Annotated in this window: 25 protein-coding genes; 15 read left to right on the forward strand and 10 right to left on the reverse strand. The window is 72.2% G+C overall.

Annotated features, from left to right (window positions below; translation table 11 throughout):
• The first annotated feature begins 188 nt into the window (after window positions 1–188).
• From B6R96_RS12235 to B6R96_RS12250, 4 genes are all read left to right on the forward strand, one after another.
• Entirely contained in the window at window positions 189–1,391 is a 1,203-nt protein-coding gene (locus B6R96_RS12235) for an NAD(P)-dependent malic enzyme (protein ID WP_081522483.1), read from the forward strand.
• Between the two features lie 141 nt (window positions 1,392–1,532).
• Window positions 1,533–2,495 carry a zinc-binding dehydrogenase gene (locus tag B6R96_RS12240; protein WP_030385999.1) on the forward strand — a complete coding sequence of 321 codons (963 nt, stop codon included), beginning with the start codon at window positions 1,533–1,535 and terminating at the stop codon, window positions 2,493–2,495.
• Window positions 2,496–2,543: 48 nt separating this feature from the next.
• Window positions 2,544–2,753 carry a helix-turn-helix domain-containing protein gene (locus B6R96_RS12245; RefSeq protein ID WP_030385998.1) on the forward strand — a complete coding sequence of 70 codons (210 nt, stop codon included), beginning with the start codon at window positions 2,544–2,546 and terminating at the stop codon, window positions 2,751–2,753.
• Complete coding sequence (locus B6R96_RS12250) at window positions 2,753–3,325, forward strand: Clp protease N-terminal domain-containing protein (protein ID WP_081522484.1); 573 nt, start codon at window positions 2,753–2,755, stop codon at window positions 3,323–3,325. Before B6R96_RS12245 ends, B6R96_RS12250 begins: the two co-directional genes overlap by 1 nt.
• Before the next feature lie 183 nt (window positions 3,326–3,508).
• On the opposite strand, the gene B6R96_RS12255 is transcribed toward B6R96_RS12250, so the two are convergent.
• Window positions 3,509–4,474, reverse strand: coding sequence for a PadR family transcriptional regulator (locus tag B6R96_RS12255; protein ID WP_081522485.1), 966 nt, complete (start codon window positions 4,472–4,474; stop codon window positions 3,509–3,511).
• A gap of 1 nt (window position 4,475) precedes the next feature.
• Window positions 4,476–5,435 carry a DUF4097 family beta strand repeat-containing protein gene (locus tag B6R96_RS12260; RefSeq protein ID WP_053703972.1) on the reverse strand — a complete coding sequence of 320 codons (960 nt, stop codon included), beginning with the start codon at window positions 5,433–5,435 and terminating at the stop codon, window positions 4,476–4,478.
• Window positions 5,436–5,589: 154 nt separating this feature from the next.
• Here B6R96_RS12260 and B6R96_RS12265 point away from each other — a divergent pair, with 154 nt between their 5' ends.
• Window positions 5,590–6,399 carry a hypothetical protein gene (locus B6R96_RS12265; RefSeq protein WP_203351723.1) on the forward strand — a complete coding sequence of 270 codons (810 nt, stop codon included), beginning with the start codon at window positions 5,590–5,592 and terminating at the stop codon, window positions 6,397–6,399.
• 16 nt (window positions 6,400–6,415) lie between these two features.
• On the opposite strand, the gene B6R96_RS12270 is transcribed toward B6R96_RS12265, so the two are convergent.
• Complete coding sequence (locus B6R96_RS12270; protein ID WP_030385993.1) at window positions 6,416–7,351, reverse strand: LysR family transcriptional regulator; 936 nt, start codon at window positions 7,349–7,351, stop codon at window positions 6,416–6,418.
• 210 nt (window positions 7,352–7,561) lie between these two features.
• Between B6R96_RS12270 and snpA the strand changes: the two genes are divergently transcribed.
• Window positions 7,562–8,230: a snapalysin gene (gene snpA / locus B6R96_RS12275; RefSeq protein ID WP_081522487.1), complete on the forward strand. Its 669-nt coding sequence runs from the start codon at window positions 7,562–7,564 to the stop codon at window positions 8,228–8,230.
• A 1-nt stretch (window position 8,231) separates the two neighbouring features.
• On the opposite strand, the gene B6R96_RS12280 is transcribed toward snpA, so the two are convergent.
• The 5 genes from B6R96_RS12280 to B6R96_RS12300 form a co-directional block, all read right to left on the reverse strand.
• A complete protein-coding gene (locus B6R96_RS12280) occupies window positions 8,232–8,435 on the reverse strand; it encodes a hypothetical protein (RefSeq protein WP_052873807.1) in 204 nt (67 codons plus the stop codon).
• 36 nt (window positions 8,436–8,471) lie between these two features.
• On the reverse strand, window positions 8,472–9,059 hold the full coding sequence (locus B6R96_RS12285) for a dihydrofolate reductase family protein (RefSeq protein ID WP_081522488.1): 588 nt from the start codon (window positions 9,057–9,059) through the stop codon (window positions 8,472–8,474).
• A gap of 108 nt (window positions 9,060–9,167) precedes the next feature.
• Window positions 9,168–9,770 (reverse strand): GNAT family N-acetyltransferase, encoded by a 603-nt coding sequence (locus B6R96_RS12290; RefSeq protein WP_081522489.1) that lies wholly within the window; start codon window positions 9,768–9,770, stop codon window positions 9,168–9,170.
• A gap of 141 nt (window positions 9,771–9,911) precedes the next feature.
• Window positions 9,912–10,964 carry a family 2 encapsulin nanocompartment cargo protein polyprenyl transferase gene (locus B6R96_RS12295; protein WP_203351724.1) on the reverse strand — a complete coding sequence of 351 codons (1,053 nt, stop codon included), beginning with the start codon at window positions 10,962–10,964 and terminating at the stop codon, window positions 9,912–9,914.
• Window positions 10,961–12,367 carry a family 2B encapsulin nanocompartment shell protein gene (locus B6R96_RS12300; RefSeq protein ID WP_081522490.1) on the reverse strand — a complete coding sequence of 469 codons (1,407 nt, stop codon included), beginning with the start codon at window positions 12,365–12,367 and terminating at the stop codon, window positions 10,961–10,963. The genes B6R96_RS12295 and B6R96_RS12300 overlap by 4 nt, the downstream gene beginning before the upstream one ends.
• A 235-nt stretch (window positions 12,368–12,602) precedes the next feature.
• On the opposite strand from B6R96_RS12300, the gene B6R96_RS12305 reads away from it, so the two are divergent.
• From B6R96_RS12305 to B6R96_RS12320, 4 genes are all read left to right on the forward strand, one after another.
• Window positions 12,603–13,061, forward strand: coding sequence for an RrF2 family transcriptional regulator (locus tag B6R96_RS12305; RefSeq protein WP_052873811.1), 459 nt, complete (start codon window positions 12,603–12,605; stop codon window positions 13,059–13,061).
• 187 nt (window positions 13,062–13,248) lie between these two features.
• The gene (locus B6R96_RS12310; protein WP_081522491.1) at window positions 13,249–14,445 is read left to right on the forward strand and encodes a globin domain-containing protein; all 1,197 of its coding nucleotides are present in this window, start codon (window positions 13,249–13,251) and stop codon (window positions 14,443–14,445) included.
• A gap of 127 nt (window positions 14,446–14,572) precedes the next feature.
• Window positions 14,573–15,163 (forward strand): peptidoglycan recognition protein family protein, encoded by a 591-nt coding sequence (locus B6R96_RS12315; protein WP_184791660.1) that lies wholly within the window; start codon window positions 14,573–14,575, stop codon window positions 15,161–15,163.
• Window positions 15,164–15,205: 42 nt separating this feature from the next.
• Window positions 15,206–16,099: a 1-aminocyclopropane-1-carboxylate deaminase/D-cysteine desulfhydrase gene (locus B6R96_RS12320; protein WP_053703966.1), complete on the forward strand. Its 894-nt coding sequence runs from the start codon at window positions 15,206–15,208 to the stop codon at window positions 16,097–16,099.
• Window positions 16,100–16,139: 40 nt separating this feature from the next.
• Here B6R96_RS12320 and B6R96_RS12325 read toward each other — a convergent pair whose 3' ends face one another.
• Window positions 16,140–17,720 carry a Na+/H+ antiporter gene (locus tag B6R96_RS12325; protein ID WP_081522492.1) on the reverse strand — a complete coding sequence of 527 codons (1,581 nt, stop codon included), beginning with the start codon at window positions 17,718–17,720 and terminating at the stop codon, window positions 16,140–16,142.
• A 212-nt stretch (window positions 17,721–17,932) separates the two neighbouring features.
• Here B6R96_RS12325 and B6R96_RS12330 point away from each other — a divergent pair, with 212 nt between their 5' ends.
• The 3 genes from B6R96_RS12330 (at window position 17,933) to B6R96_RS12340 (ending at window position 19,849) form a co-directional block, all read left to right on the forward strand.
• Window positions 17,933–18,193, forward strand: coding sequence for a UBP-type zinc finger domain-containing protein (locus tag B6R96_RS12330; protein WP_030385976.1), 261 nt, complete (start codon window positions 17,933–17,935; stop codon window positions 18,191–18,193).
• Window positions 18,194–18,398: 205 nt separating this feature from the next.
• Window positions 18,399–18,812 carry an anti-sigma regulatory factor gene (locus tag B6R96_RS12335; protein WP_030012703.1) on the forward strand — a complete coding sequence of 138 codons (414 nt, stop codon included), beginning with the start codon at window positions 18,399–18,401 and terminating at the stop codon, window positions 18,810–18,812.
• Window positions 18,809–19,849 carry an RNA polymerase sigma factor SigF gene (locus B6R96_RS12340; protein ID WP_203351619.1) on the forward strand — a complete coding sequence of 347 codons (1,041 nt, stop codon included), beginning with the start codon at window positions 18,809–18,811 and terminating at the stop codon, window positions 19,847–19,849. The genes B6R96_RS12335 and B6R96_RS12340 overlap by 4 nt, the downstream gene beginning before the upstream one ends.
• A gap of 49 nt (window positions 19,850–19,898) precedes the next feature.
• Here the strand turns inward: B6R96_RS12340 and B6R96_RS12345 are convergent, their stop codons facing one another.
• Window positions 19,899–20,360, reverse strand: a complete 462-nt coding sequence (locus B6R96_RS12345; protein ID WP_053703965.1) for a hypothetical protein — start codon at window positions 20,358–20,360, stop codon at window positions 19,899–19,901.
• 85 nt (window positions 20,361–20,445) lie between these two features.
• On the opposite strand from B6R96_RS12345, the gene B6R96_RS12350 reads away from it, so the two are divergent.
• Both B6R96_RS12350 and B6R96_RS12355 read left to right on the forward strand, forming a co-directional pair.
• A complete protein-coding gene (locus B6R96_RS12350; protein ID WP_081522493.1) occupies window positions 20,446–21,411 on the forward strand; it encodes a diacylglycerol/lipid kinase family protein in 966 nt (321 codons plus the stop codon).
• Between the two features lie 324 nt (window positions 21,412–21,735).
• On the forward strand, window positions 21,736–21,993 hold the full coding sequence (locus tag B6R96_RS12355; RefSeq protein ID WP_003953983.1) for a WhiB family transcriptional regulator: 258 nt from the start codon (window positions 21,736–21,738) through the stop codon (window positions 21,991–21,993).
• Window positions 21,994–22,067 lie beyond the last annotated feature (74 nt).

The raw sequence follows: 22,067 nt of genomic DNA on the forward strand, positions 1-22,067 counted from the left end.
GGGTAGAACAGATCCTTACACCCCTCATCCGGGGCTCAGGGCGCGCGTGCGGCGCGCCCGCGCGTACGAACCTCCCCTTCGCGGAGACGGGCCAACCGTCGACGCGGAGTACGGACGCGGTGCCCGCCCACCCCTTAACCAGGAGTGGCCACCCTCAACGATTCAAAGGACTTAAGGGGTCACACGAAGTGGCAGCGGAGATCTTCAACCCTCGCAGTGACAGCGTCACGGACAACAACCCGGACGCGGTGTTCGCGCTGCACCGGGGCGGCAAGATGGCCATCCAGGCCACAGTGCCGGTCACCAACAAGGATGACCTTTCCCTCGCGTACACGCCCGGCGTGGCGAAGGTGTGCAGCGCCATCGCCGAGCAGCCGGAGCTGGTGAACGAGTACACCTGGAAGTCCAACGTGGTCGCCGTCGTCACCGACGGTACGGCCGTGCTCGGACTCGGTGACATCGGTCCCGAGGCCTCCCTCCCCGTCATGGAGGGCAAGGCCATTCTCTTCAAGCAGTTCGGTGGTGTGGACGCGGTTCCGATCGCGCTCGCCACCAAGGACACGGACGAGATCATCGAGACGGTCATCCGTCTCGCTCCGTCCTTCGGCGGGGTGAACCTGGAGGACATCTCCGCCCCCCGCTGCTTCGAGATCGAGCGCCGCCTCCAGGAGGCGCTGGACATCCCGATCTTCCACGACGACCAGCACGGCACGGCCATCGTGACGCTGGCCGCGCTGCGCAACGCGGCGAAGCTGACGGGTCGCACCCTCGGCGACCTGCGCGCCGTGATCTCGGGCGCCGGCGCCGCCGGTATCGCCATCGCGAAGATCCTGGTGGACGCGGGCATCGGCGACGTCTGCGTCACCGACCGCAAGGGCGTCGTGTCCGCGGACCGCTCCGACCTGACGGACGTCAAGGCGGAGATCGCGGGCCTGACCAACCGGACCGGCCAGACCGGCTCCCTGGAGACGGCCCTGAACGGGGCGGACGTCTTCATCGGCGTCTCCGGCGGCACGGTCCCGGAGGCGGCGGTGGCCTCGATGGCGAAGGACGCGTTCGTCTTCGCCATGGCCAACCCGAACCCGGAGGTCCACCCGGACGTCGCGCACAAGTACGCGGCGGTCGTGGCCACGGGCCGCTCGGACTTCCCGAACCAGATCAACAACGTGCTGGCGTTCCCGGGCATCTTCGCGGGCGCCCTCAAGGTGCGCGCCACCCGGATCACCGAGGGCATGAAGATCGCCGCCGCCGACGCCATCGCCGGCGTCGTGGGTGACGAGCTCGCCGCCGACTACGTGATCCCGTCGCCGTTCGACGAGCGCGTCGCCGAGGCCGTCGCCACGGCCGTCGCCGCCGCGGCGAAGGCCGACGGCGTGGCCCGCCTGGTCTGACACCGGACCCGAGCAGTACCCGCAGAGGCCCGACCGGAGCGATCCGGCCGGGCCTCTGCCGTATCCGGCACCGGGGGCCGACCCGGCCGTGTGACGGGAACGGGGGTGGATGCCGGGGCTACCGAGCGGTAGCGTCGCCGCATGTTCGCTGCCTACGCCGCCCGAATCGACCGTGACCAGCCGCTGAACGGCCTTGAGCTGGGCGACCGCCCGGCTCCCGAGGCCCGACCCGGCTGGGTGACCGTGAACGTCAAGGCCGCCTCCCTCAACCACCACGACCTCTGGTCGCTGCGCGGGGTCGGCCTCGGCGAGGAAAGACTCCCGATGATCCTCGGCTGCGACGCCGCCGGGATCGACCAGGACGGCAACGAGGTCGTCCTGCACTCCGTGATCGGCCAGAGCGGCCACGGGGTCGGCCCGGACGAGCCCCGCTCGATCCTCACCGAGCGCTACCAGGGGACCTTCGCCGAGCAGGTGACCGTCCCCGCCTGGAACGTGCTGCGCAAGCCCGCCGAGCTGAGCTTCGAGGAGGCCGCCTGCCTCCCGACGGCCTGGCTGACGGCGTACCGGATGCTGTTCACCAATGCCGGGGTCCGCCCCGGGGACTCCGTACTCGTCCAGGGCGCCGGCGGCGGTGTCGCGACCGCCGCGATCGCCCTCGGCAAGGCGGCCGGCCTGCGGGTCTTCGCGACGAGCCGGGACGAGGCCAAGCGCAAGCGGGCCGTGGAGCTGGGTGCGGTAGAGGCGTACGAGCCGGGCGCGCGGCTGCCGCAGCGGGTGGACGCGGTGATCGAGACGGTGGGCGCCGCCACCTGGTCCCACTCGGTGAAGTCCCTGCGCCCCGGCGGCACCCTGGTGATCTCCGGCGCCACGAGCGGCGACCGCCCGGCGCACGCCGAGCTGACCCGGATCTTCTTCCTGGAGCTGAAGGTGGTGGGCTCCACCATGGGCTCGAAGGACGAGCTGGAGGACCTCCTCGCCTTCTGCGCGACCACCGGGCTGCGGCCGGTCATCGACGAGGTGCTGCCGCTGGACCGGGCACGGGAGGGGTTCGAGAAGCTCGCGTCGGGCGACCTCTTCGGGAAGATCGTCCTCACCCCCTGACGTCAACCGGGGTTGACGAACCTCCCGCGTCAACCTACATTGACATGCATGACCGAAGCCACTGATCTCGCCGAGCGGGCCGGTGACCGTGACCCGCGCGTGGGCCTGCGTGCCGTGTCCGCCCTCCGCAGGCTGCTGGAGCAGCTGGAGGCCGTACAGGTACGCAGCGCCCGCGCGCAGGGGTGGTCCTGGCAGGAGATCGCGGCCGAGCTCGGCGTCAGCCGGCAGGCCGTGCACAAGAAGTACGGGAGGCTCTGATGTTCGAACGCTTCACCCGCGACGCCCGCTCGACCGTGACCGGGGCGGTGACCGAGGCCCGCCGCAGCGGCGCCGCCACCGTCACCGAGGAACACCTGCTGCTGTCCCTACTGACCCTGGGCGCCCTGGACCCCCTCGGGGTGGACCGCGCGGCGGTGGCCGCCGATCTCACGGCGGCCCGCCGCCGGGGCGGCATGTCGAGGGCGGACGAGGAGGCGCTGGCCGGCCTCGGCATCGACGTCACCCAGATCGTCTCCCGCATCGAGGAGACCCACGGCGAAGGCGCCCTCGCGGCCCCGGCGCCCCGCAGGCGGACCCTGGGCTCCTCGCTCCGCTCGGTCCTCGGGCGCGAGGAGGCGGACGGCCGCACCGGCAACCGGCACGTCCCCTTCACCGAGGGGGCGAAGAAGGTGCTGGAGCAGTCCCTGCGCATCGCCCTGGGCCGCAAGGACCACCACATCGGCACCCTGCACCTGCTGCTGGCGCTGCTCTCCCGCCCCGGCACGGTCTCCGAGGTCCTGACGGACCACGGCATCACCTACCGCACGGCCGAAACCACCCTGGCCGCCTGACCCCACCCCTCCAGCCCCGCCGGCGTTTGAGGGGCGGGGTTCCGTAGGCGGAGCCCCGCCCCTCCAGCCCCGCCGGCGTTTGAGGCGCGGGGTCCGGGGCGGAGCCCCGGCTGCCCTTCAGCCTCGCCGGCGTTTGAGGCGCGGGGTCCGGGGCGGAGCCCCGGCAGCGGTGCCGCGGGGAGGCTACGGCCGGGCCCCGAACGTGGTTCCCAGCCGGGCGGAGGCCGCTTCGAGGTGCCGACGGGCCTCGGCCACCTGGGCCTCGGTCACCCCGCGGTCCCGCGCCGCGTCGCGCACCTCGTCGCGGAAGCGGTCGAGCAGCCGGTCCAGGTCACGGGCCGGGTCACCGGTGGCCGTCAGATCCGCGGCCCACTCGGAAGCCCGGTCCGCGTCCCCCGCCGCATCCGCCCAGGCGTCCGCCGCACCCGCCCCCTTCGCCGCCGCACCGGCACCGGCACCCGCACCGGCACCCGCCGAGCCCGCCGAGCCCGCCGCAGGCGTACCGCCGAGCCAGGCCCCCGCCAGGCTGCCCAGGACTCCGCCGGACCTCGCGAACTGCTCCTGAAGCTGGACCGCTATCCGCTGGACCTCCTCGCGGGCCCGCTCCTGGGCCTCCTTGGCCTGGCGGCGGGCCTGCTGCGCCTCCTCGCGGGCGCGGCGGCTCTCGTCCTTGGCCCGGCGCGCCTGTTCCTTCCATTCCTGCCGCGCTTTGCGCAGCTCCTCCTTGGCGGTCTGCCAGGACTCCTCCTCGGTGGTCCGGGTCGCCGACGCGGAGGCCGCCGCCTGCATCTCGCGCCGCAGGTCACCGGCCGCGCCCCGGACCTCGCTGCGGATCTCGGCGGCCAGTTCGGTGACCGAGTCGCGGATCTCCAGTTCGAGGTCGGCGAGTTCGCCGCCGCGGTCGGCCAACTCGGCGCGGCCCGCCTCGGTGATGGAGTACACCTTGCGCCCGCCCTCGGTGGCGTGCGTGACCAGGCCCTCGGCCTCCAGCTTCGCCAGCCGCGGGTACACGGTGCCGGCGGAGGGCGCGTACAGGCCCTGGAAGCGCTCCTCCAGCAGGCGGATCACCTCGTACCCGTGGCGCGGGGCCTCGTCCAGCAGCTTGAGGAGGTACAGGCGCAGGCGGCCGTGGGCGAAGACGGGCGGCATGTCAGAGCACCTTCTTGTCGAGCGTGAGCGGGGCGGCGGCGGGGGTGTCGGCCTCGGACTGCGGGCGGCGCAGCAGCGCGATCGAGCCGGAGACCGTGGTGGCCCGCAGGGTGCCCGCGCCGGAGCCGAGGGTTCCGGTGATCCGCTTGGCGCCCAACTGGCCGGAGACCCGCAGGTCCTCGAAGGCGTTGGAGACGCGGCCCGTGGCGGTGTTGGCCTCCACGCGGGCGTCGGCGGGGTGCGGGAGGCGGATCGCGACCTGGCCGGAGACGGAGTTCAGCGCGATGTCCACGGGCGCGGAGCCCTCCGGGCCGGGGTCCAGGTCGATGAGCATGTCACCGCTGACGGAGTCGGCGCGCACCTTCACGCCCGCGCCGTCGACCACGGTCAGGCTTCCGGACACCGAGTGGAAGCCGAACTCGCCGGTGACGGACTGGGCCTCGACGCTGCCGGACACGGTGTGCGCCTTCACCCGGCCGGACAGGCCGACCAGCGTGGCGTCGCCGGAGACCCCGTTGACGTCGGTGCCTCCGGAGATCCCGGAGACGAAGGAGGCGGCGTCGACGGCGGCCACGCGGACGTGGGTGCCGGCGGGGACGGAGAGGGTGATCGCGGCGCTGCGCTCCCAGGCCTTGCGGCCGGAGAACGAACCGGACCATGCCTTCCAGGGCTTGGACTCGAACCATTCCTTGAGCCCGTGGGAGCCGTTCCAGGGCGCGTCCTCGTAGGAGACGGTCAGCGTGCCGCCGTCCTGCACCACGTACAGGGGCGGTCCTTCGACCTCGGTCACCTCCAGGCGGGCCGGGCCCTCCTCGGCGGCGACCACATTGACGGTGCCGCTCACGACACGGACGCGGAGCTCGGTCACCGGCTCCTCGAAGGTGAGCTTCCGCGGTTCGGCGAAGTGCCACGTCGACGGCGCCGGTGACGGCTGGGGCGACTCGGGCGACTGCTCTGCCATGGTGCTGCTCCTCCTCGTGCGTACACGGACCTGGCTCGACGCACGCAACATATCGCGTCTTCTGTTAACACGATATATCGCGGTCAAGGGAAGTCAAGCACTCTCCCGAAACCCCGCCGTTTGGGGTGTTTTGCTCTATTGTGTGGGCATGTCAATCTCCCGGACCGTGACCGGCGGACTGCTGCTCTGCCGCGCCGAACCCCTGGCCGTCCGCCGCCCGGCCCACTTGTTGCGCGTCCGCCTGCTGCTCGCCCCGGCGGGCGAATGGAGCGTGCTCGTCCCCGAGGACAAGCCCTGGCGGGACGGCCGGGAGAGCGTGGCGGAGGTCCTCTCCGGCTGGGGATCGGCCCTCGCCCTCGGCGCCGACTGGCCGGTGCTGAGCCTGTGGTGGGAGGACGGCCGGACCGGCTTCGCCCTGTCGAGCGGGTTCCGGCGCACCGCCGCCCACGCGTGGGACGCCGCCGGGCGCCCGGACGGCGAGCCCGGCGCGATGCGGGCCCTGTCGGCGCGACTCGGCCTCGACCCGGTCCTGGACCTGGCGGACCTCGAACGCCTCACCCGCGCCGACGCGGACCCGGCCGTCGACGGGGAGGGCCGGCTGCTGGCCCTGGTCGCACTGCTGACCCGCGCCGGACTGGCCCTGCCGGCCGGACTGGCGCCGGGCGAACCGGCCGACCGGCTCCGGGGTGCGGCCCGGGTGGCCCCCGGCGTCGAGACGGTGGAGTGGTCGGGCTGGCGCGACGCGGTGCGGGCCGAGCTCGACGCGGTGGAGGGGAGCCCGGCGGGCCCGTGGATCCACGGGCCGAGGGCCCGGCTGCTGGGCGCGGCCCAGGTCGCGGCCGGCGCACCGCTGCTGGCCTGGGCCGCGCACCGCCGCAGTCCGGGCTGGGCCACGGCGGGCGCGGTCCTGCTGGCGCAGGGGGCGGCGGTCCTCGCCTACGACCGGGCACGCGCGCGGCGCTGACCGGCGGAATCCGCCGCTACGCCACCTCCAGGAGCGGGCTCGCGTGGTGGTGGAGCCAGGCGCGGTACGGGGGCGTGCGCAGCGCGGCCTCGCGGTAGGCCGCGCGCAGGTCCTCGTAGACCTCGGCGTGCGCGCCGGGCCGGGTCGCCAGGAGCAGGCGTACGGCGAGGGGGTCCCCGCACAGCGGCCGGATCGCCATGTCCTCGCGCGGCCCGGAGGTCGGCTGGCAGGGCGCGACCGCCTCGCCGGAGATGATCAGCGAGGTCGCCGTGTGGTAGTCGGCGTGCAGGACGGGCGGGTCGAGCCCGGCCCCGGCGAAGACCCGGCGCAGCCCGTCCCACTCGCCGTCGACCGAGGGATCCACCATCCAGCGGTCGGCGGCGAGGTCCCGTAAGGAGACCACCGCCTGGCCGGCGGCCGGATGGTCCCGGGACATCGACACGAACTGCGGTTCCCGCTCCATCAGTACGCGCAGCTCCAGCTCGGGCGGCACCCGCAGCGGACTGCCCTCCACCTCGTGCACGAACGCCACGTCCAGCTGCCCCGCGGCGACCATCCTGAGCAGCGCGTTGGCGGAGACGTCCACCACCAGCGAGGTCTCGGTGTCCGGCAGCCTGCGGTGGATCCGCCGCAGCCAGCCCGGCAGCGCGCTGCTGGCGGTGGAGCCGATGCGCAGCCTCGATGCGTGGGCCAGTTCGCGGGCCTCCGCGACCAGCGCGGCCATCTCGGCGAGCAGCGGGCGGGCCCGGCCCAGCACGGTCCGGCCGAAGGGGGTGGGCCGGCAGCCGGTGCGCTCGCGCAGGAACAGCTCGCCGTCGAGGGCCCGTTCGATACGGCGGAGCTGGGTCGTCAGGGAGGGCTGGCTCACGCCGAGTTGCCGGGCGGCCTTGTGCAGGCTTCCGGCGTCGGCGATGGCGCACAGGGCGCGCAGGTGCCTGACCTCAAGCTCCATGCCCTGAGGGTAGGCCGGTCCCTATGGACCGCACCAGCCACCGATAGCCCCCCGAATCCCGCCATTCTCACGCTAGTTGGTCTTCCGAAATCTTCCCGATAGGCCCGCGCTATCGGGGACTGACATCATCCGCCGGGCACTTGTGCTCCCGCAGACTCCGGTACCGAAAGACCACCCCCCACCGCACCGGACGAGTAGGAGCTCCCCCACATGCGCCACTCCCGTAAGGCCATGCTGGCCACGACCGTCGGCCTCGGCCTCGCAGCCGCCCTTGGTGTCGCCCCCACCGCCACCGCCGCGCCCGCCCCCGTCGGCAGCGCCGTGAGCTACGCCGCGTACGACCGCTCGCCGGAGAACGAGGCCGCCAACCGCGCCTTCTTCGAGGCCGTGCAGCGTTCGGTCGCCGAGCAGCGCGCCGCCAACCCCGGCGTCCTGGCCGTGACCGTCACGTACAACACCCGCAGCGCCCCGAGCTTCCGCACCCAGATAGCCCGCTCCACGCAGATCTGGAACAGCTCGGTGTCCAACGTGAAGCTGCAGGAGGTGTCCTCGGGCGGGAACTTCTCCTACCGCGAGGGCAATGACTCACGCGGCTCGTACGCGAGCACGGACGGGCACGGCCGGGGCTACATCTTCCTCGACTACCGGCAGAACCAGCAGTACAACTCCACCCGGGTGACCGCGCACGAGACCGGCCACGTGCTGGGCCTGCCGGACCACTACTCGGGCCCGTGCAGCGAGCTGATGTCGGGCGGCGGCCCGGGCACCTCGTGCCAGAACGCCAACCCGAACTCCGCCGAGCGGGCGCGGGTCAACCAGCTCTGGGCCAACGGCTTCGCCTCGGGCCTGGGCGCGAAGGATCTCGGCGCCAAGGGCTGAGTCACCGCTCCTCGGGGTCCGCGTAGTCACGGCAGTCGGGGTTCCGGCAGGGACCCCGGCCCCACACCGGAATGAAGATCCCGAGGGACTTGCGCCGCCTGACCACTGTGTCGACGCGGCGACCGCACGCCGGGCACGCCTGCTGCTCGTGCCCGGCCTGCGGGGCCACCGTCTCGTGCGCGTGGTGCTGCTGTTCACCGGCCATACCTCCACGGTAGGCCGGTTCCGTGCGTTCGGCGGGTCAGCTCCGGCGGACGGCGTACGTGCTGACGACCTGGCCGCCGCCGAAGGTCCTGACCCCGGTCAGTTCCAGGGGGCGCACTCCGAAGCCGGCGTGCGACATCGGCATGCCGGTGCCCGCGAAGACCGGGTAGGTCTTGACGATGATCTCGTCGATCTCGTCGATCAGCTGGGTGGCGAGGTCGGCACCGCCGCAGAGCCAGATGCCGAGGCCGTCCCGGGCCTTGAGGGCGCGGACCTCGGCGGCAAGGTCGCCGCCGATCAGCCGGACCTGCGGGTCGGGCGGCGCGGTGAGGGAGCGGGAGACGACGTACTGCTCGGGCAGGTGGCCGTAGGGGCTGGTCATGCCCTGGGCGAGGCCCGGCTCGTAGGTGCGCCGTCCCATGATCACCGCGTCGAAGCGCTTGGGGGCGGCGTCGGCGATCCCGAGGTGGACGCGTCCCTGGGCCGAGATGGTCTCGGGGTATTCGGCCGCCAGGTACCCGACGAACTCCGCGTCGAGGTGGCTGTAGAAGAAATCGCCGTCGCCGTCCGGGGCACCGATGAACCCGTCGACGGAGGTGGCGATGAAGTACGTGAGCTTGCGCAAGCGATTCTCTTTCGGTGGGCAGTGCCACCGCACCGGGGCACGTCGCATAAAGTACTTCACCTGAAGTGGTTACGCAACGACTATCGCCCCGGGGCGCGGCAGCGGCGCTCAGCCGCGCGGCTTGCGCCACATCGGCCACATCAGCGGCCCTTCGGGGAGCCGCACCGCCTCCCCCGTGAACTCCCAGCCGAGCCGCTCGTACAGCCCCTTGCTGCGCTCACTGCTCGCCTCCAGGTACGCCGGCACCCCCTCGCGGTCGCACCGCTCCAGCACCGGACGCATCAGCTCCGTACCGAGCCCCTCGCCCTGCCGGCCGGGCGCGACCGCGATCATCAACAGGTACTCGTGCTCCTCGGCGGTGGGGTGCACCGCGCCCGTGAGGCGCCCGACCAGCTCGCAGCGCTCGTTGTCCGGGTCCGCGACGGCCCGCATCCGCGCCGGGACCTCGTCCTCGACCGGCTCCCCCTGCGGGTCGGCGGCCGGGATCCGCAGCCACAGCGCGGCCGCCGAACCGTCCACGGCGTAGTCGATCCGCCCCTCCTCCAGCGCCACGTCCACGAAGACGCCGAGGAACTTCCCGTGCACCGCGGCGCGGTGCTCCGGGTCCGGGAAGACCCAGCTGCTCACCGGGTCGGTGCGGAAGGACTCGTCGAGCAGCCGGGCCACCGCGTCCCGGTCCGACTGATCCGCCTGACGTATCTCCAGCGCCACTGGTCACACCCTTCACTCACGTGTCAACAACCTTGAGCGATCCTAGAGTTGGCGCGGACATGCGGTAAGGCCCGTTCCGGCACCATGCGGTACCGGAACGGGCCTCGGGCCCCCCTTACGTCTCACCTCGTGCGGCGCGTGTCACCTCGTGCGGCGCGTCACGAACTCCGCCAGTGCCAGCAGCCCGCCCGCCGCCCCCAGGTCCGGCACGGCCCGGGACAGCTGCTGGACCGCCCGCCCCATCCGGTCCGCGGCCTCGGCCTGCGCCCAGTCCCGCCCGCCGGCCCGGTCCACCGCGTCGGCCGCCCTGCGTACGTCGTCCCCGGTCATGGGGCCGGCGTACAGCGCGGCCAGCTCCTTGCCCGCCGCGGTGCCCGAGGTGAGGGCGGCCACGACCGGGAGGGACTTCTTGCGGGCGATCAGGTCGGCCCCGGCCGGCTTGCCGGTGTGCCCCGGGTCCCCCCAGATGCCGATCAGGTCATCGATCAGCTGGAAGGCCAGTCCGGCCTCCCGCCCGAACGCGTCCATGGCGTCGACCTCCTCGAGCCCGGCCCCCGCGTACAAGGCTCCCAGCGCGCACGCGCAGCCCAGGAGCGCCCCGGTCTTGGCGGTGGCCATGGCCAGGCACTCGTCGAGCGAGACCTCCGGGCGCTGCTCGAAGGCGCAGTCCGCCTGCTGGCCCGCGCACAGCTCGATGATGCAGGCCGCGAGCCGGGCCGAGGCCGCCGCCGCGGCCGGATGCGGATCCTCCGCGAGCAGCCGCAGCGCGAGCGCCATCATCGCGTCGCCCGTGATGATGGCGTCCGGCGTCCCGAAGACGGTCCAGGCCGTGGCCCGGCCGCGCCGCCGGACGTCCTTGTCGATGATGTCGTCGTGCAGCAGCGTGAAGTTGTGCGCCAGCTCCACGGCGGCCGCCGCCTTCACGGCCTCGTCGGCCGGCCCGGCATCCGGACCGCGCAGGGCCTGCGCCGCGGCCAGCACCAGGGCCGGCCGGATGGCCTTCCCCGCGCCGCCCGCGGCCGGGCTGCCGTCCTCGTGCTCCCAGCCGAAGTGGTACATCGCCACCCGCCGCATCGAGCCCGGCAGGCTCTCGAGGGTACGGCGCAGCTGCGGGTCGACCGCTTGTCTCGTCCGGTCCAGGAGGGCTGCGGCGTCCTGGCCCTCACCGGTCGCGATGGCGTTCACGGCGGTCAGCGCCAGCGGCCGATCTCGACGTTCTCCAGCACGCCGAGCGCGTCCGGCACCAGCACCGCGGCCGAGAAGTAGGCGGTGACCAGGTACGAGATGATCGCCTGCTCGCTGATGCCCATGAAACGGACCGACAGGCTCGGCTCGATCTCGTCCGGGATGCCCGGCTGGTGGAGCCCGATCACGCCCTGCTCGTCCTCGCCGGTGCGCATGCACAGGATGGACGTGGTGCGGGCATCGCTGATCGGGATCTTGTTGCTCGGGAAGATCGGCACCCCGCGCCAGGCCGGCACCCGGTTGCCGCCGACGTCCACCGACTCGGGGTAGATCCCGCGCTTGTTGCACTCACGGCCGAAGGCGGCGATCGCCTTGGGGTGCGCCAGGAACAGCTTGGAGCCGCGCCGCATGCTGAGCAGCTGGTCCATGTCGTCGGGGCTGGGTGCGCCGTCGTGCGGCTGGATGCGCTGGTCGTAGTCGGCGTTGTGGAGCAGGCCGAAGTTGCGATTGTTGAGCATCTCGTGCTCCTGGCGCTCGCGCAGCGCCTCGACCGTGAGCCGCAACTGCTGCTCGGTCTGGTTCATCGGGTGGTTGTAGAGGTCGGCGACGCGGCTGTGGACCCGCAGGACCGTTTGTGCAATGGAGAGCTCGTACTCGCGCGGCCGGGCCTCGTAGTCGACGAAGGTGCCGGGGAGGACGGCCTCGCCCTCGTGGCCGGCGGAGAGCTCGATCGCGGCCTCGCCGTACTTGTTGGTCTGCCGGTCGGGCCGGCTCCGTACGCCCTCCACGTGCGCGCGCAGCGATTCGACCCGGTCGGCGAGGAGCTGGAAGTCCTGCCGGGACAGGGTGAGGGCGGTGCCGGAGGTGGCGGCGCGGGCGGTGTACTCCCAAATCGATTCTTCATCGACGAGGGAGTCGTCGCCGAAGTACGCGCCGTCGGCGACGGTCCGCAGGACGGCGTCCTCGCCGTAGGGGCCGGGGCCGATCTGGTCGATGCGGCCGTGGGCGAGCAGGAAGACCTCGTCGGCGGGGCTGCCGAAGGAGGTGAGCTCCTGTCCGGCCTCGAAGTCGATCTGCCGGCAGCGCTGGGCGAGTTCGCCGAGGACGTCGAGGTCCTCGTAGTCGCGCAGCAGCGGGAGCTCACCGAGCTCGGCCGGGATCACCTGGACCTGGGTGCCGGTCTTGATGAACTCCACGACGCCGTTGCCGACCGAGTAGCTCAGCCTGCGGTTGACGCGGTACGTGCCGCCCTGCACCGACACCCACGGGAGCATCTTCAGGAGCCACCGCGAGGTGATCTCCTGCATCTGCGGCGCGGACTTGGTCGTGGTTGCCAAGTTCCGTGCGGCCGTGGTCCCGAGACTGCGCTGCGGTGTCTGGGCCTCGGACTCGGAACCTGCCTGGACCGACATGTCTTTCCCTTTCGATCACTCCATGGATCTGCGGGTGCAGCTTGTCAGCACGGAACGTGGTCGGACCATTACACAAAAGGGTGGGACTACTCCGTCCGGGTGCGGGGCACCCTTTGGGGCCACCTCCTTCCCCACGAGCCTCCCCAGCCCCACGCGACCCATCAATTTCGGCCATGCGCGACCCTCCCGCCGCTCTAACTTGCATAGGAGATGCAAGTTTCCCTACGGTGGCCCCATGCGGCTGACCCGATTCACCGACCTGGCACTGCGCGTCCTGATGCGCCTGGCCATCGAGGAAACGGACCTCCCCACCACCCGTGACGTGGCGGCGACCATGGAGGTCCCCTACACGCACACGGCCAAAGTGGTCGCCAGACTGCAGCACCTCGGCCTGGTCGAGGCGCGGCGCGGCCGCGGCGGCGGGCTCGCCCTGACCTCCGCCGGACGGGCCGCCCCGGTCGGCTCGGTGGTGCGCGAGCTGGAGGGCGAGGGGGACGTCGTGGACTGCGAAGGCACCACCCCCTGCCCGCTGCGCGGGGCCTGCGTCCTGCGCGGCGCCCTGCGCCGTGCCCAGGAGGCCTTCTACGCCGCGCTGGACCCGCTGACGGTGAACGACCTGGTGGCGTCCCCGACCGGGCCGCTCCTGCTGGGCATTTCGAGCAGGGCCCCGACCGGGGCGGGCAGCAGCCCCTGACCCTCGGCCCGATGGGCCGATGGCCGATTACCGCCGTCGGACCGGACCGGTCCACACCGTTCCGGCGCACGTCCGAACAGAAGTCCGCATCACGGCGGTCCTTCTGCGATCAAAAATATGCATCTTAGATGCAAATTCAATCGATCACGCACACAGCCCCACAGCCCCATCACGCGAGGAGTTCCCCATGCTGTCCGAGACGTCGAGCGCCACCGTACGAGCCACCCTGCCCGCCGTCGGAGCGGCCATCGGCGAGATAGCCGAGCTCTTCTACACCAAGCTCTTCGCGGCCCACCCGGCACTGATCCGCGACCTCTTCAACCGGGGGAACCAGAACGCCGGCCTCCAGAAGCAGGCCCTCGCCGGCTCCGTCGCCGCCTTCGCGACCCACCTCCTCGCCCACCCGGACACGCGGCCCGACGTGATGCTGAACCGCATCGCCCACAAGCACGCCAGCCTCGGTGTGACCCGCGAGCAGTACGCGGTCGTCCACCGGCACCTGTTCGAGGCGATCGCCGAGGTCCTCGGCGAGGCCGTCACCCCCGAGGTAGCCCGGGCCTGGGACGAGGTCTACTGGCTGATGGCGAACGCCCTGATCGCCCTGGAGGAGCGTCTCTACGCCGAGCAGCAGGTCGTCGCCGGTGACGTGTGGCGCAAGTGGACCGTCACCGAGCGGGTGGCGGAGACGGCGGACTGCACCACCTTCCGGATCGCTCCCGCGGACGGCGCCCCGGCCCCCGCCCACCGGCCCGGCCAGTACGTCTCGGTCCAGGTCGAACTGCCGGACGGCGCCCGCCAGATCCGCCAGTACAGCCTCATCACCTCCCCCGGCTCCACGATCCGGGCGATCACCGTCAAGCGGGTCCACGGCCCGGCCGCCGCGGGCCCGGACGGCGAGGTCTCCCACCACCTGCACGCCCGGGTCCGTACCGGCGACACCCTGCGGGTCTCGGCCCCCTACGGCGACCTGGTCCTGGCCGACTCGGCCGCCCCGGTCCTGCTCGCCTCGGCCGGCATCGGCTGCACCCCGATGCTGTCGATGCTGGAGCACCTGGCCGACACCGGGCACACCGCCCCGGTGACCGTGCTGCACGCGGACCGCTCCCCCGCCGACCACCCGCTGCGGGGCGACCACCGGGCGCTGACGCACAAGCTGGCCGACGCCTCGGCCCGGTTCTGGTACGAGGAGGCGGCGGAGCCGGGCGACGGCCAGGGCCGCATGGACCTCTCGGCCGTCGCCCTGGCGCCGGGCACCCGGGCCTACCTGTGCGGACCGCTCCCCTTCATGCGGGCCGTGCGCGAGCAGCTGATCGCCAAGGGGCTGCCGGCCGCCGACATCCACTACGAGGTCTTCGGCCCGGACCTGTGGCTCGCATCGGTCTGACACCTGGCCGGATCGGCTCGCTCGCCGTACGAAGGCACTAGCGCGGAGGGGTCGCCTCCACTAAACCGGAGGGTGACGAGACGAGCACAGAGGGTGTCCGTCGCGCACCGCAACGAAGGAGGCGGCCATGGCCGCACCCATGTCCGCGGACCGCTTCATCAACGCACTGCGGAACGAGGGTCTGACCGTCGTCGAAGTCGGCGCCTGGCGGACCCACAACCGCAACCACAAGGGCCCCTGGGGGCCGGTTCACGGGGTGATGATCCACCACACCGTCACCCGCGGCACCGCCCACACCGTCGAGCTCTGCCGCGAGGGCCACAGCGCCCTCCCCGGCCCCCTGTGCCACGGCGTGATCGCCAAGGACGGCCGCGTCCACCTGGTCGGCTACGGCCGCGCCAACCACGCGGGCGCCGGTGACTCCGACGTCCTCGCGGCGGTCATCGCGGAGAAGCGGCTCCCGCCGGACAACGAGACGGACACCGACGGCAACCGCCACTTCTACGGCTTCGAGTGCGAGAACCTCGGCGACGGCGAGGACCCCTGGCCCGCCGTCCAGCTCGACGCCATCGCCCGCGCCGCGGCGGCCCTGTGCCGGGTCCACCACTGGACGGCCCGCTCGGTGATCGGCCACCGCGAATGGCAGCCGGGCAAGGTCGACCCCAGGGGCTTCACGATGGACGCCATGCGCGCCCGCATCGGCGAGCGCCTGAAGTAGCCCGTCCCCCACAATCCGTCCCCCACCAGGGACAATGACCCGGTGACCCATCCCGAACTGCTGCCGCGCCCGCCGTCCGCGCTCGTCGAGGCGGCGGACGACAGGTTCGAACGGTACGGCGTGCGGCTGCTGCTGAAGCGCGACGACCTCGTGCATCCGCAGCTGCCCGGCAACAAGTGGCGCAAGCTCGCGCCCAATCTCCGGGCCGCCCTCGCGGGCGGCCACGATCAGCTGCTCACCTTCGGCGGGGCGTACTCGAACCACCTGCGCGCCACCGCCGCCGCCGGGCGGCTGCTCGGGCTGCGGACGGTCGGCGTCGTGCGCGGGGACGAGCTCGCCGGGCGGCCCCTGAACGACTCCCTCGCCCGGTGCGCCGCAGACGGTATGCGGCTGCACTTCGTCTCCCGGTCCGAGTACCGCCGCAAGGCCGAGCCGGACCGGCTGGCACGGCTGGTGGACGCGGCGGGCGCGCGCGGTGCGTACGTCGTCCCCGAGGGCGGCAGCAACGCGCTCGCCCTGGCCGGCTGCGCCGAGCTCGGCCGGGAACTGCGCGGCGCCGCCGATGTGGTGGCGGTGGCCTGCGGCACCGGCGGCACCCTGGCGGGCCTCGCGGCCGGGCTGGGCCCCGGGCAGCGGGCGCTCGGTGTTCCGGTCCTGGCGGGCGGCTTCCTGGCCGCGGAGATACGTTCCCTCCAGGCGGCCGCCTTCGGGGGTCCGGCCGGCGACTGGACCCTGGCCGAGGACTTCCACCACGGCGGCTACGCCCGGGTCCCGGCCGCGCTGGAGGCCTTCGCCGCCGACTTCGCCTCCCGCCACGGCCTGCCGGTCGAGCGGATCTACGTGGCCAAGCTGCTCTGGGCCCTGACCGAACTCACCGCCTCCGGCGCCTTCCCGCCCGGTACGACCCTCGCCGCCGTGGTCACGGGCCGGCCGTAGCCGCGCCCGACGCCCCGGCGCCCCGGCCCCGACGCCGGCCTCAGCCCTCCTCGCGGTAGGCCGCGGCCTCCTCCAGGTCCAGCCGGCGCAGCAGCGCCCGCAGCATCTCGTCGTCGATCCGGCGCTGGTCCCGCAGCGTCACGAAGACCTCCCGCTCGGCGGCGATCATCTCCCGGGCGAGGCGCCGGTAGATGTCGTCCGCCGACTCCCCCGTCTCCGGGTTGACCTCGCCCAGCCGCTCCCACACCGCATTGCGCCGCCGCTCCAGCACCGTGCGCAGCCGGTCCGCCAGCGGCGGCGGCAGCGTGCTGCTCTCCGGTTCCTCCAGCAGCTCCGCCAGCCGTTCCTCCGCCGCCCGCGAGGCCTCGCTCTGCGCCTGCGCCTCGGCCAGGGTCTCGGCCTGCACGTCCTTCGGCGGCAGGTTCAGCGCCCGGATCAGCGGCGGCAGCGTCAGCCCCTGCACCACCAGCGTCCCGATGACCGTGGTGAAGGTCAGGAAGAGGATCAGGTTCCGGTGCGGCACCGACATGGGCACGGAGAAGGCGATGGCCAGCGAGACCACGCCGCGCATCCCGGCCCATCCCACGATCACCGGAGCCTTCCAGTCGGTGTCGCTCTCCCGCGCCCGGATCCGCTCCGACAGCCAGCGCGGCACGAAGGTCGCCGGGAACACCCACAGGAACCGGGCCACCACCACCGCGAGGAACACGGCGACCGCGTACGTGGCCGCGTGCATGCCGTCGTACTCCCCGAGCCCGCCCAGGACCACCGGCAGCTGGAGCCCGATCAGCGCGAAGACCACCGACTCCAGCACGAAGGCGACCACCCTCCACACCGCCTCCTCCTGGAGGCGGGTGGCGAAGTCGACCTGCCAGTTGCGGTGGCCGAGGTACAGCGCGACGACGACCACGGCCAGCACCCCGGAGGCGTGCACCCGCTCCGCGGCCGCGTACGCCACGAAGGGGATCAGCAGCGAGAGGGTGTTCTGGAGCAGCGGCTCCTTCAGCCGCGTGCGCAGCTGGTGGATGGGGACCATCAGCAGCAGGCCGACGCCGATACCGCCGACCGAGGCCAGCAGGAACTCCGCGATGCCGCCCGCCCAGCCGGCGCTCACCCCGACGGCCGCGGCCAGCGCCACCTTGTACGCGGTGATCGCGGTGGCGTCGTTGACCAGGGACTCGCCCTGCAGGATGGTCGTGATGCGGTTCGGCAGCCGCAGCTTGCGGGCGATCGCGGTGGCCGCGACGGCGTCCGGCGGGGCGATCACCGCGCCCAGCACCAGCGCCACCGGCATGGTCAGCCCCGGCACCAGCAGGTACGCCGCGTATCCGACGGCGAGCGTCGCGAAGAGCACGTAGCCCACCGAGAGCATCGCAATGGGCCGGATGTTCGCGCGCAGGTCCAGGTACGAGCTGTCCACGGCGGCCGTGTACAGCAGCGGCGGGAGCAGCAGCGGCAGCACGATGTGCGGGTCGAGCGTGTACGCCGGCACCCCGGGCACGTACCCGGCCAGCAGGCCGAAGACGACCAGCAGCAGCGGCGCGGGCACCGGGGTCCGACGGGCCAGTCCGGCGACGGCCGCGCTGCCGGCGATCAGCGCCACCAGCGGCAATACCTCCATCGAAGATCCACCTCAATCGTCGGCCGCTCGCCCCGAACGCGCGGGCTTGACCGAGGAGATCCTCATGACTCGCACGGCGGGAACGTATTCTGTACGAGATCAAGCTCCGGTCAAAGCGTGACGCATCGACACTCCGCTGCATCGCAGCTCCGGCCCGTGCGCGCGGTTCGCCCCGAGACTGAAGGCCGGGGTTCCGGTACAAGGAGAATGCGATGAGCGAGTGCACCCACGTTGCCGAACTGCCGCGTCCCGAACCGGTGCCCTCCCACGACACCTGCTCCGAGTGCCTGGCGCTCGGCAGCCACCCCGTGCAGCTGCGGATGTGCCTGGGGTGCGGGCACGTGGCCTGCTGTGATTCCTCGCCCCACCGGCACGCCACCGCGCACCACCGGGAGACCGGCCATCCGGTGATGCGGAGCTTCGAACCGGGCGAGACCTGGCGCTGGTGTTTTGTCGACGGTTCGATCGTCTGAGGCGGGGTAGTTCAACCCTCCGCCGGTTCCCCTGATTTGGGCCCCGCAGACCCCTAGCCACTGTGCGTACCCATGGGCTTACCATCAGTCACTGGCTCGCAGGCGGGGTGCTCGGAGCGGGTACCAAGAGGGGTGCCGCGACACGATCGCCCGGATCGCGATAGCGTCACCGGCGAACAGAGCTCGTACCACCTTGGAGGTGAGGGTGTCCCAGATCGCAGGCGAGCCCGGGACTCAGGACTTCGTGGAAGTCCGGCTGCCCGCTGCGGGTGCCTACCTGTCGGTGCTGCGGACGGCCACGGCCGGTCTCGCGGCACGTTTGGACTTCACCCTCGACGAGATCGAGGACCTCCGCATCGCGGTGGACGAGGCCTGCGCGATCCTGCTCCAGCAGGCCGTGCCGGGCTCCGTCCTCAGTTGCGTGTTCCGGCTGATCGACGATTCGCTGGAAGTGACGGTCTCGGCGCCCACCACCGACGGACGGGCGCCCGAGCGTGACACGTTCGCGTGGACCGTGCTGTCGGCACTGGCCGGCAAGGTCGAGGCCACGGTCGAGGAGAACCGGACGGTGAGCATCAGCCTCTACAAACAGCGCGGCGCGGGACCAGGCCCGGCGTGAGCGGCGGGGAGATCCCGGTACGGGGCGGGGATCGGCCCCGGGTACGACACGAGGTCGACGGCGGCATCCCGGAGCAACAGCACGCCCGACCGCACCCGGCTGACGCGGATGCGGAAGACGGCTTTTTGGACTCGGCGGAGCGACGGGCGGGCCCTATGAGCGAGAACCAGCAGGAACAGCCACAACCATCCCGGCCGACCGAGGCCACGGCCCCGGCGGCGCCGGTGGTTCCGGCAGTGCCGGCGGCGCCGGTGTTCCCGGTGACCCCGGCCCTGCCGGATCCGCGCGACCGCAGTGGCGCGCGGGCGCTGTTCATCGAACTGCGGGCACTGCCCGACGGTTCGGTGGAGAAGGCGGAGCTGCGCAACCGGCTGGTACGGATGCACCTGCCGCTGGTGGAACACCTGGCGCGGCGCTTCCGCAACCGCGGTGAGCCGCTGGACGACCTGACGCAGGTCGCGACCATCGGCCTCATCAAGTCGGTGGACCGGTTCGACCCGGACCGCGGGGTCGAGTTCTCCACGTACGCCACGCCCACGGTGGTCGGCGAGATCAAGCGCCACTTCCGCGACAAGGGCTGGGCGGTCCGGGTGCCGCGTCGCCTGCAGGAGCTGCGGCTCTCGCTGACGACGGCCACGGCCGAACTGTCCCAGCAGCACGGCCGCTCCCCGACGGTGCACGAACTGGCCGAGCGGCTGGGGATCTCCGAGGAGGAGGTGCTGGAGGGGCTGGAATCGGCCAATGCCTACAGCACGCTCTCGCTCGACGTCCCGGACACCGACGACGAGTCGCCGGCGGTCGCGGACACCCTGGGCGCGGAGGACGAGGCCCTGGAGGGCGTCGAGTACCGCGAGTCCCTCAAGCCGCTGCTGGAGGGCCTGCCCCCGCGGGAGAAGCGGATCCTGCTGCTTCGCTTCTTCGGCAACATGACCCAGTCGCAGATCGCCCAGGAGGTCGGCATCTCCCAGATGCACGTCTCCCGGCTGCTGGCCCGCACCCTGGCCCAGCTCCGCGACAAGCTCCTCGTCGAGGAGTAACGGGCAGCGGGCAGCGGGGCTCGGCGGCGGGGAAGAACCGGACGACCGGCTATCGGGCCTGTTCCCCGGGCCCGATACCGAGAGCCTCGGTCGCCGTCGGGTTCACCAGGAGCGCCACGACGGCCACCGCGGCCAGGGCCAGCGCCACGGCGGCGGCGATCATCGCGCCGCCGGTGCTGTACAGGGTCCAGGCCACCGGCAGCGCCATCAGCTGGGTGATCAGCGCCGGGCCGCGGCTCCAGCGCCGGCCCAGGCGCAGCCCCCGGGCAGCGATCAGCGGCAGTGCGGCGAGTGCGAGCAGGGTGATCCCGCCCGTCTCGGCCTGCTGCGGGGAGTCGGGGTCGCCGGCGATCCCCACGAACAGCATGTAGAGCCCGAGGCCGGCCAGCGCCAGGCCCTCCAGGGCGGTGAGCGCGGCGGCCGCGGTCAGCCGGCCGGGCAGCGCGGCGGGCGGGGCCGCGGACGGGTCGGCGGCGGGGGCGGGGGCGTTCGCGGGCTGCTTCTTACTCACCCCAGCAGGGTAGCGGCGCGGCCCCCGGGCCCGGAGGGGACGGGCAGTACGGTCGGCATCGGAGGGGGTGGGTAGTCTGGCGCTCATGCGTGCACTTCTCGTGGCCAACCCAGCAGCGACGACCACCAGTGCGCGCACGCGCGACGTCCTGACCCACGCCCTGGCCAGCGAGATGAAGCTGGAGGCGGTCACCACCGAGTACCGCGGGCACGCCCGGGACCTGGGACGGAAGGCGGCGCACGAGGGGCTCGACCTCGTCGTCGCCCTGGGCGGCGACGGCACGGTCAACGAGGTGGTGAACGGGCTCCTGCACAACGGGCCCGATCCGGAGCGCCTCCCCCGGCTGGCGGTGGTTCCCGGCGGGTCCACCAATGTGTTCGCCCGCGCGCTGGGGCTGCCCAACGATGCGGTCGAGGCGACCGGAGCCCTCCTGGACGCGCTGCGGGAGCAGCGCGAGCGGACGGTGGGTCTGGGCCTGGCGGCCGGCACCCCGGGCACCGAGGACGAGTCGGTCCCGGCCCGCTGGTTCACCTTCTGCGCGGGCTTCGGCTTCGACGCCGGCGTGGTGGGCCGGGTGGAGCAGCAGCGCGAGCGCGGCAAGCGTTCGACCCACGCCCTGTATGTGCGACAGCTGATGCGCCAGTTCTGGGAGGAGCCCAACCGGCGGCACGGCACGGTCACGCTGGAGCGCCCCGGCGCGGAACCGGTGACCGATCTGGTGCTGTCGATAGTGTGCAATACGTCACCGTGGACGTATCTGGGGAATCGTCCGCTTTACGCCTCCCCCGAAGCCTCGTTCGATACTGCGCTTGACGTATTGGCACTGAACCGTTTGTCAACTCCGGCCGTCGCCCGGTACGCGACACAGCTCCTGACCTCCACTCCTGAGCGGGGTCCGCACGGCAAGCACGCGGTGTCTCTGCACGATCTGACCGACTTCACCTTGCATTCGAAGGTTCCGCTTCCCTTCCAGATGGACGGCGATCACCTCGGACTGCGGACCAGCGTTCGGTTCACAGGCGTACGCCGTGCACTGCGTGTGATTGTGTGAGTAGAAGGGCCCAGGGGCCTTTCAGTCGAACGTTTACACGCCGGTCCACCCTCACGATGTAGGGCTGTGACCTAGTCGACACCGACGAATCAAAAAAAACTTTCCGGAAGGGGTTGTATCCCCGTCCGAGGTTTGCGAATCTCTTCATGGCGATCGGGACAGCCCGCAACACCCGGCACCCACACAGACCGCCAGAACCCCTCCACGAATCTCTGATGGATCACCCGCGTGAAACCGGGCGGTCACCCTTCCCTCACGGGGGGATTCGTGAAAGCGTTCACATTCACAAGCAACCTGTTCGCAATACAAGGAGATGGAGCAGCCATGGACTGGCGTCACAACGCCGTTTGTCGTGAGGAAGACCCGGAACTCTTCTTCCCCATCGGCAACACCGGTCCTGCGCTGCTGCAGATCGAGGAAGCCAAGGCCGTCTGCCGCCGTTGCCCCGTCATGGAGCAGTGCCTGCAGTGGGCGCTCGAGTCCGGTCAGGACTCCGGCGTCTGGGGCGGTCTCAGCGAGGACGAGCGCCGCGCCATGAAGCGCCGCGCCGCTCGCAACCGGGCGCGCAACGCCAGCGCCTGACAACGACTTTCGAGCCTCGACGCGCAGCGCGTAGTACCGAACAAGCGCTCAGCAACGTGCTCTTGAGCCCCGGA

The organism is Streptomyces sp. Sge12 (genome assembly GCF_002080455.1).
Lineage (GTDB): Bacteria > Actinomycetota > Actinomycetes > Streptomycetales > Streptomycetaceae > Streptomyces.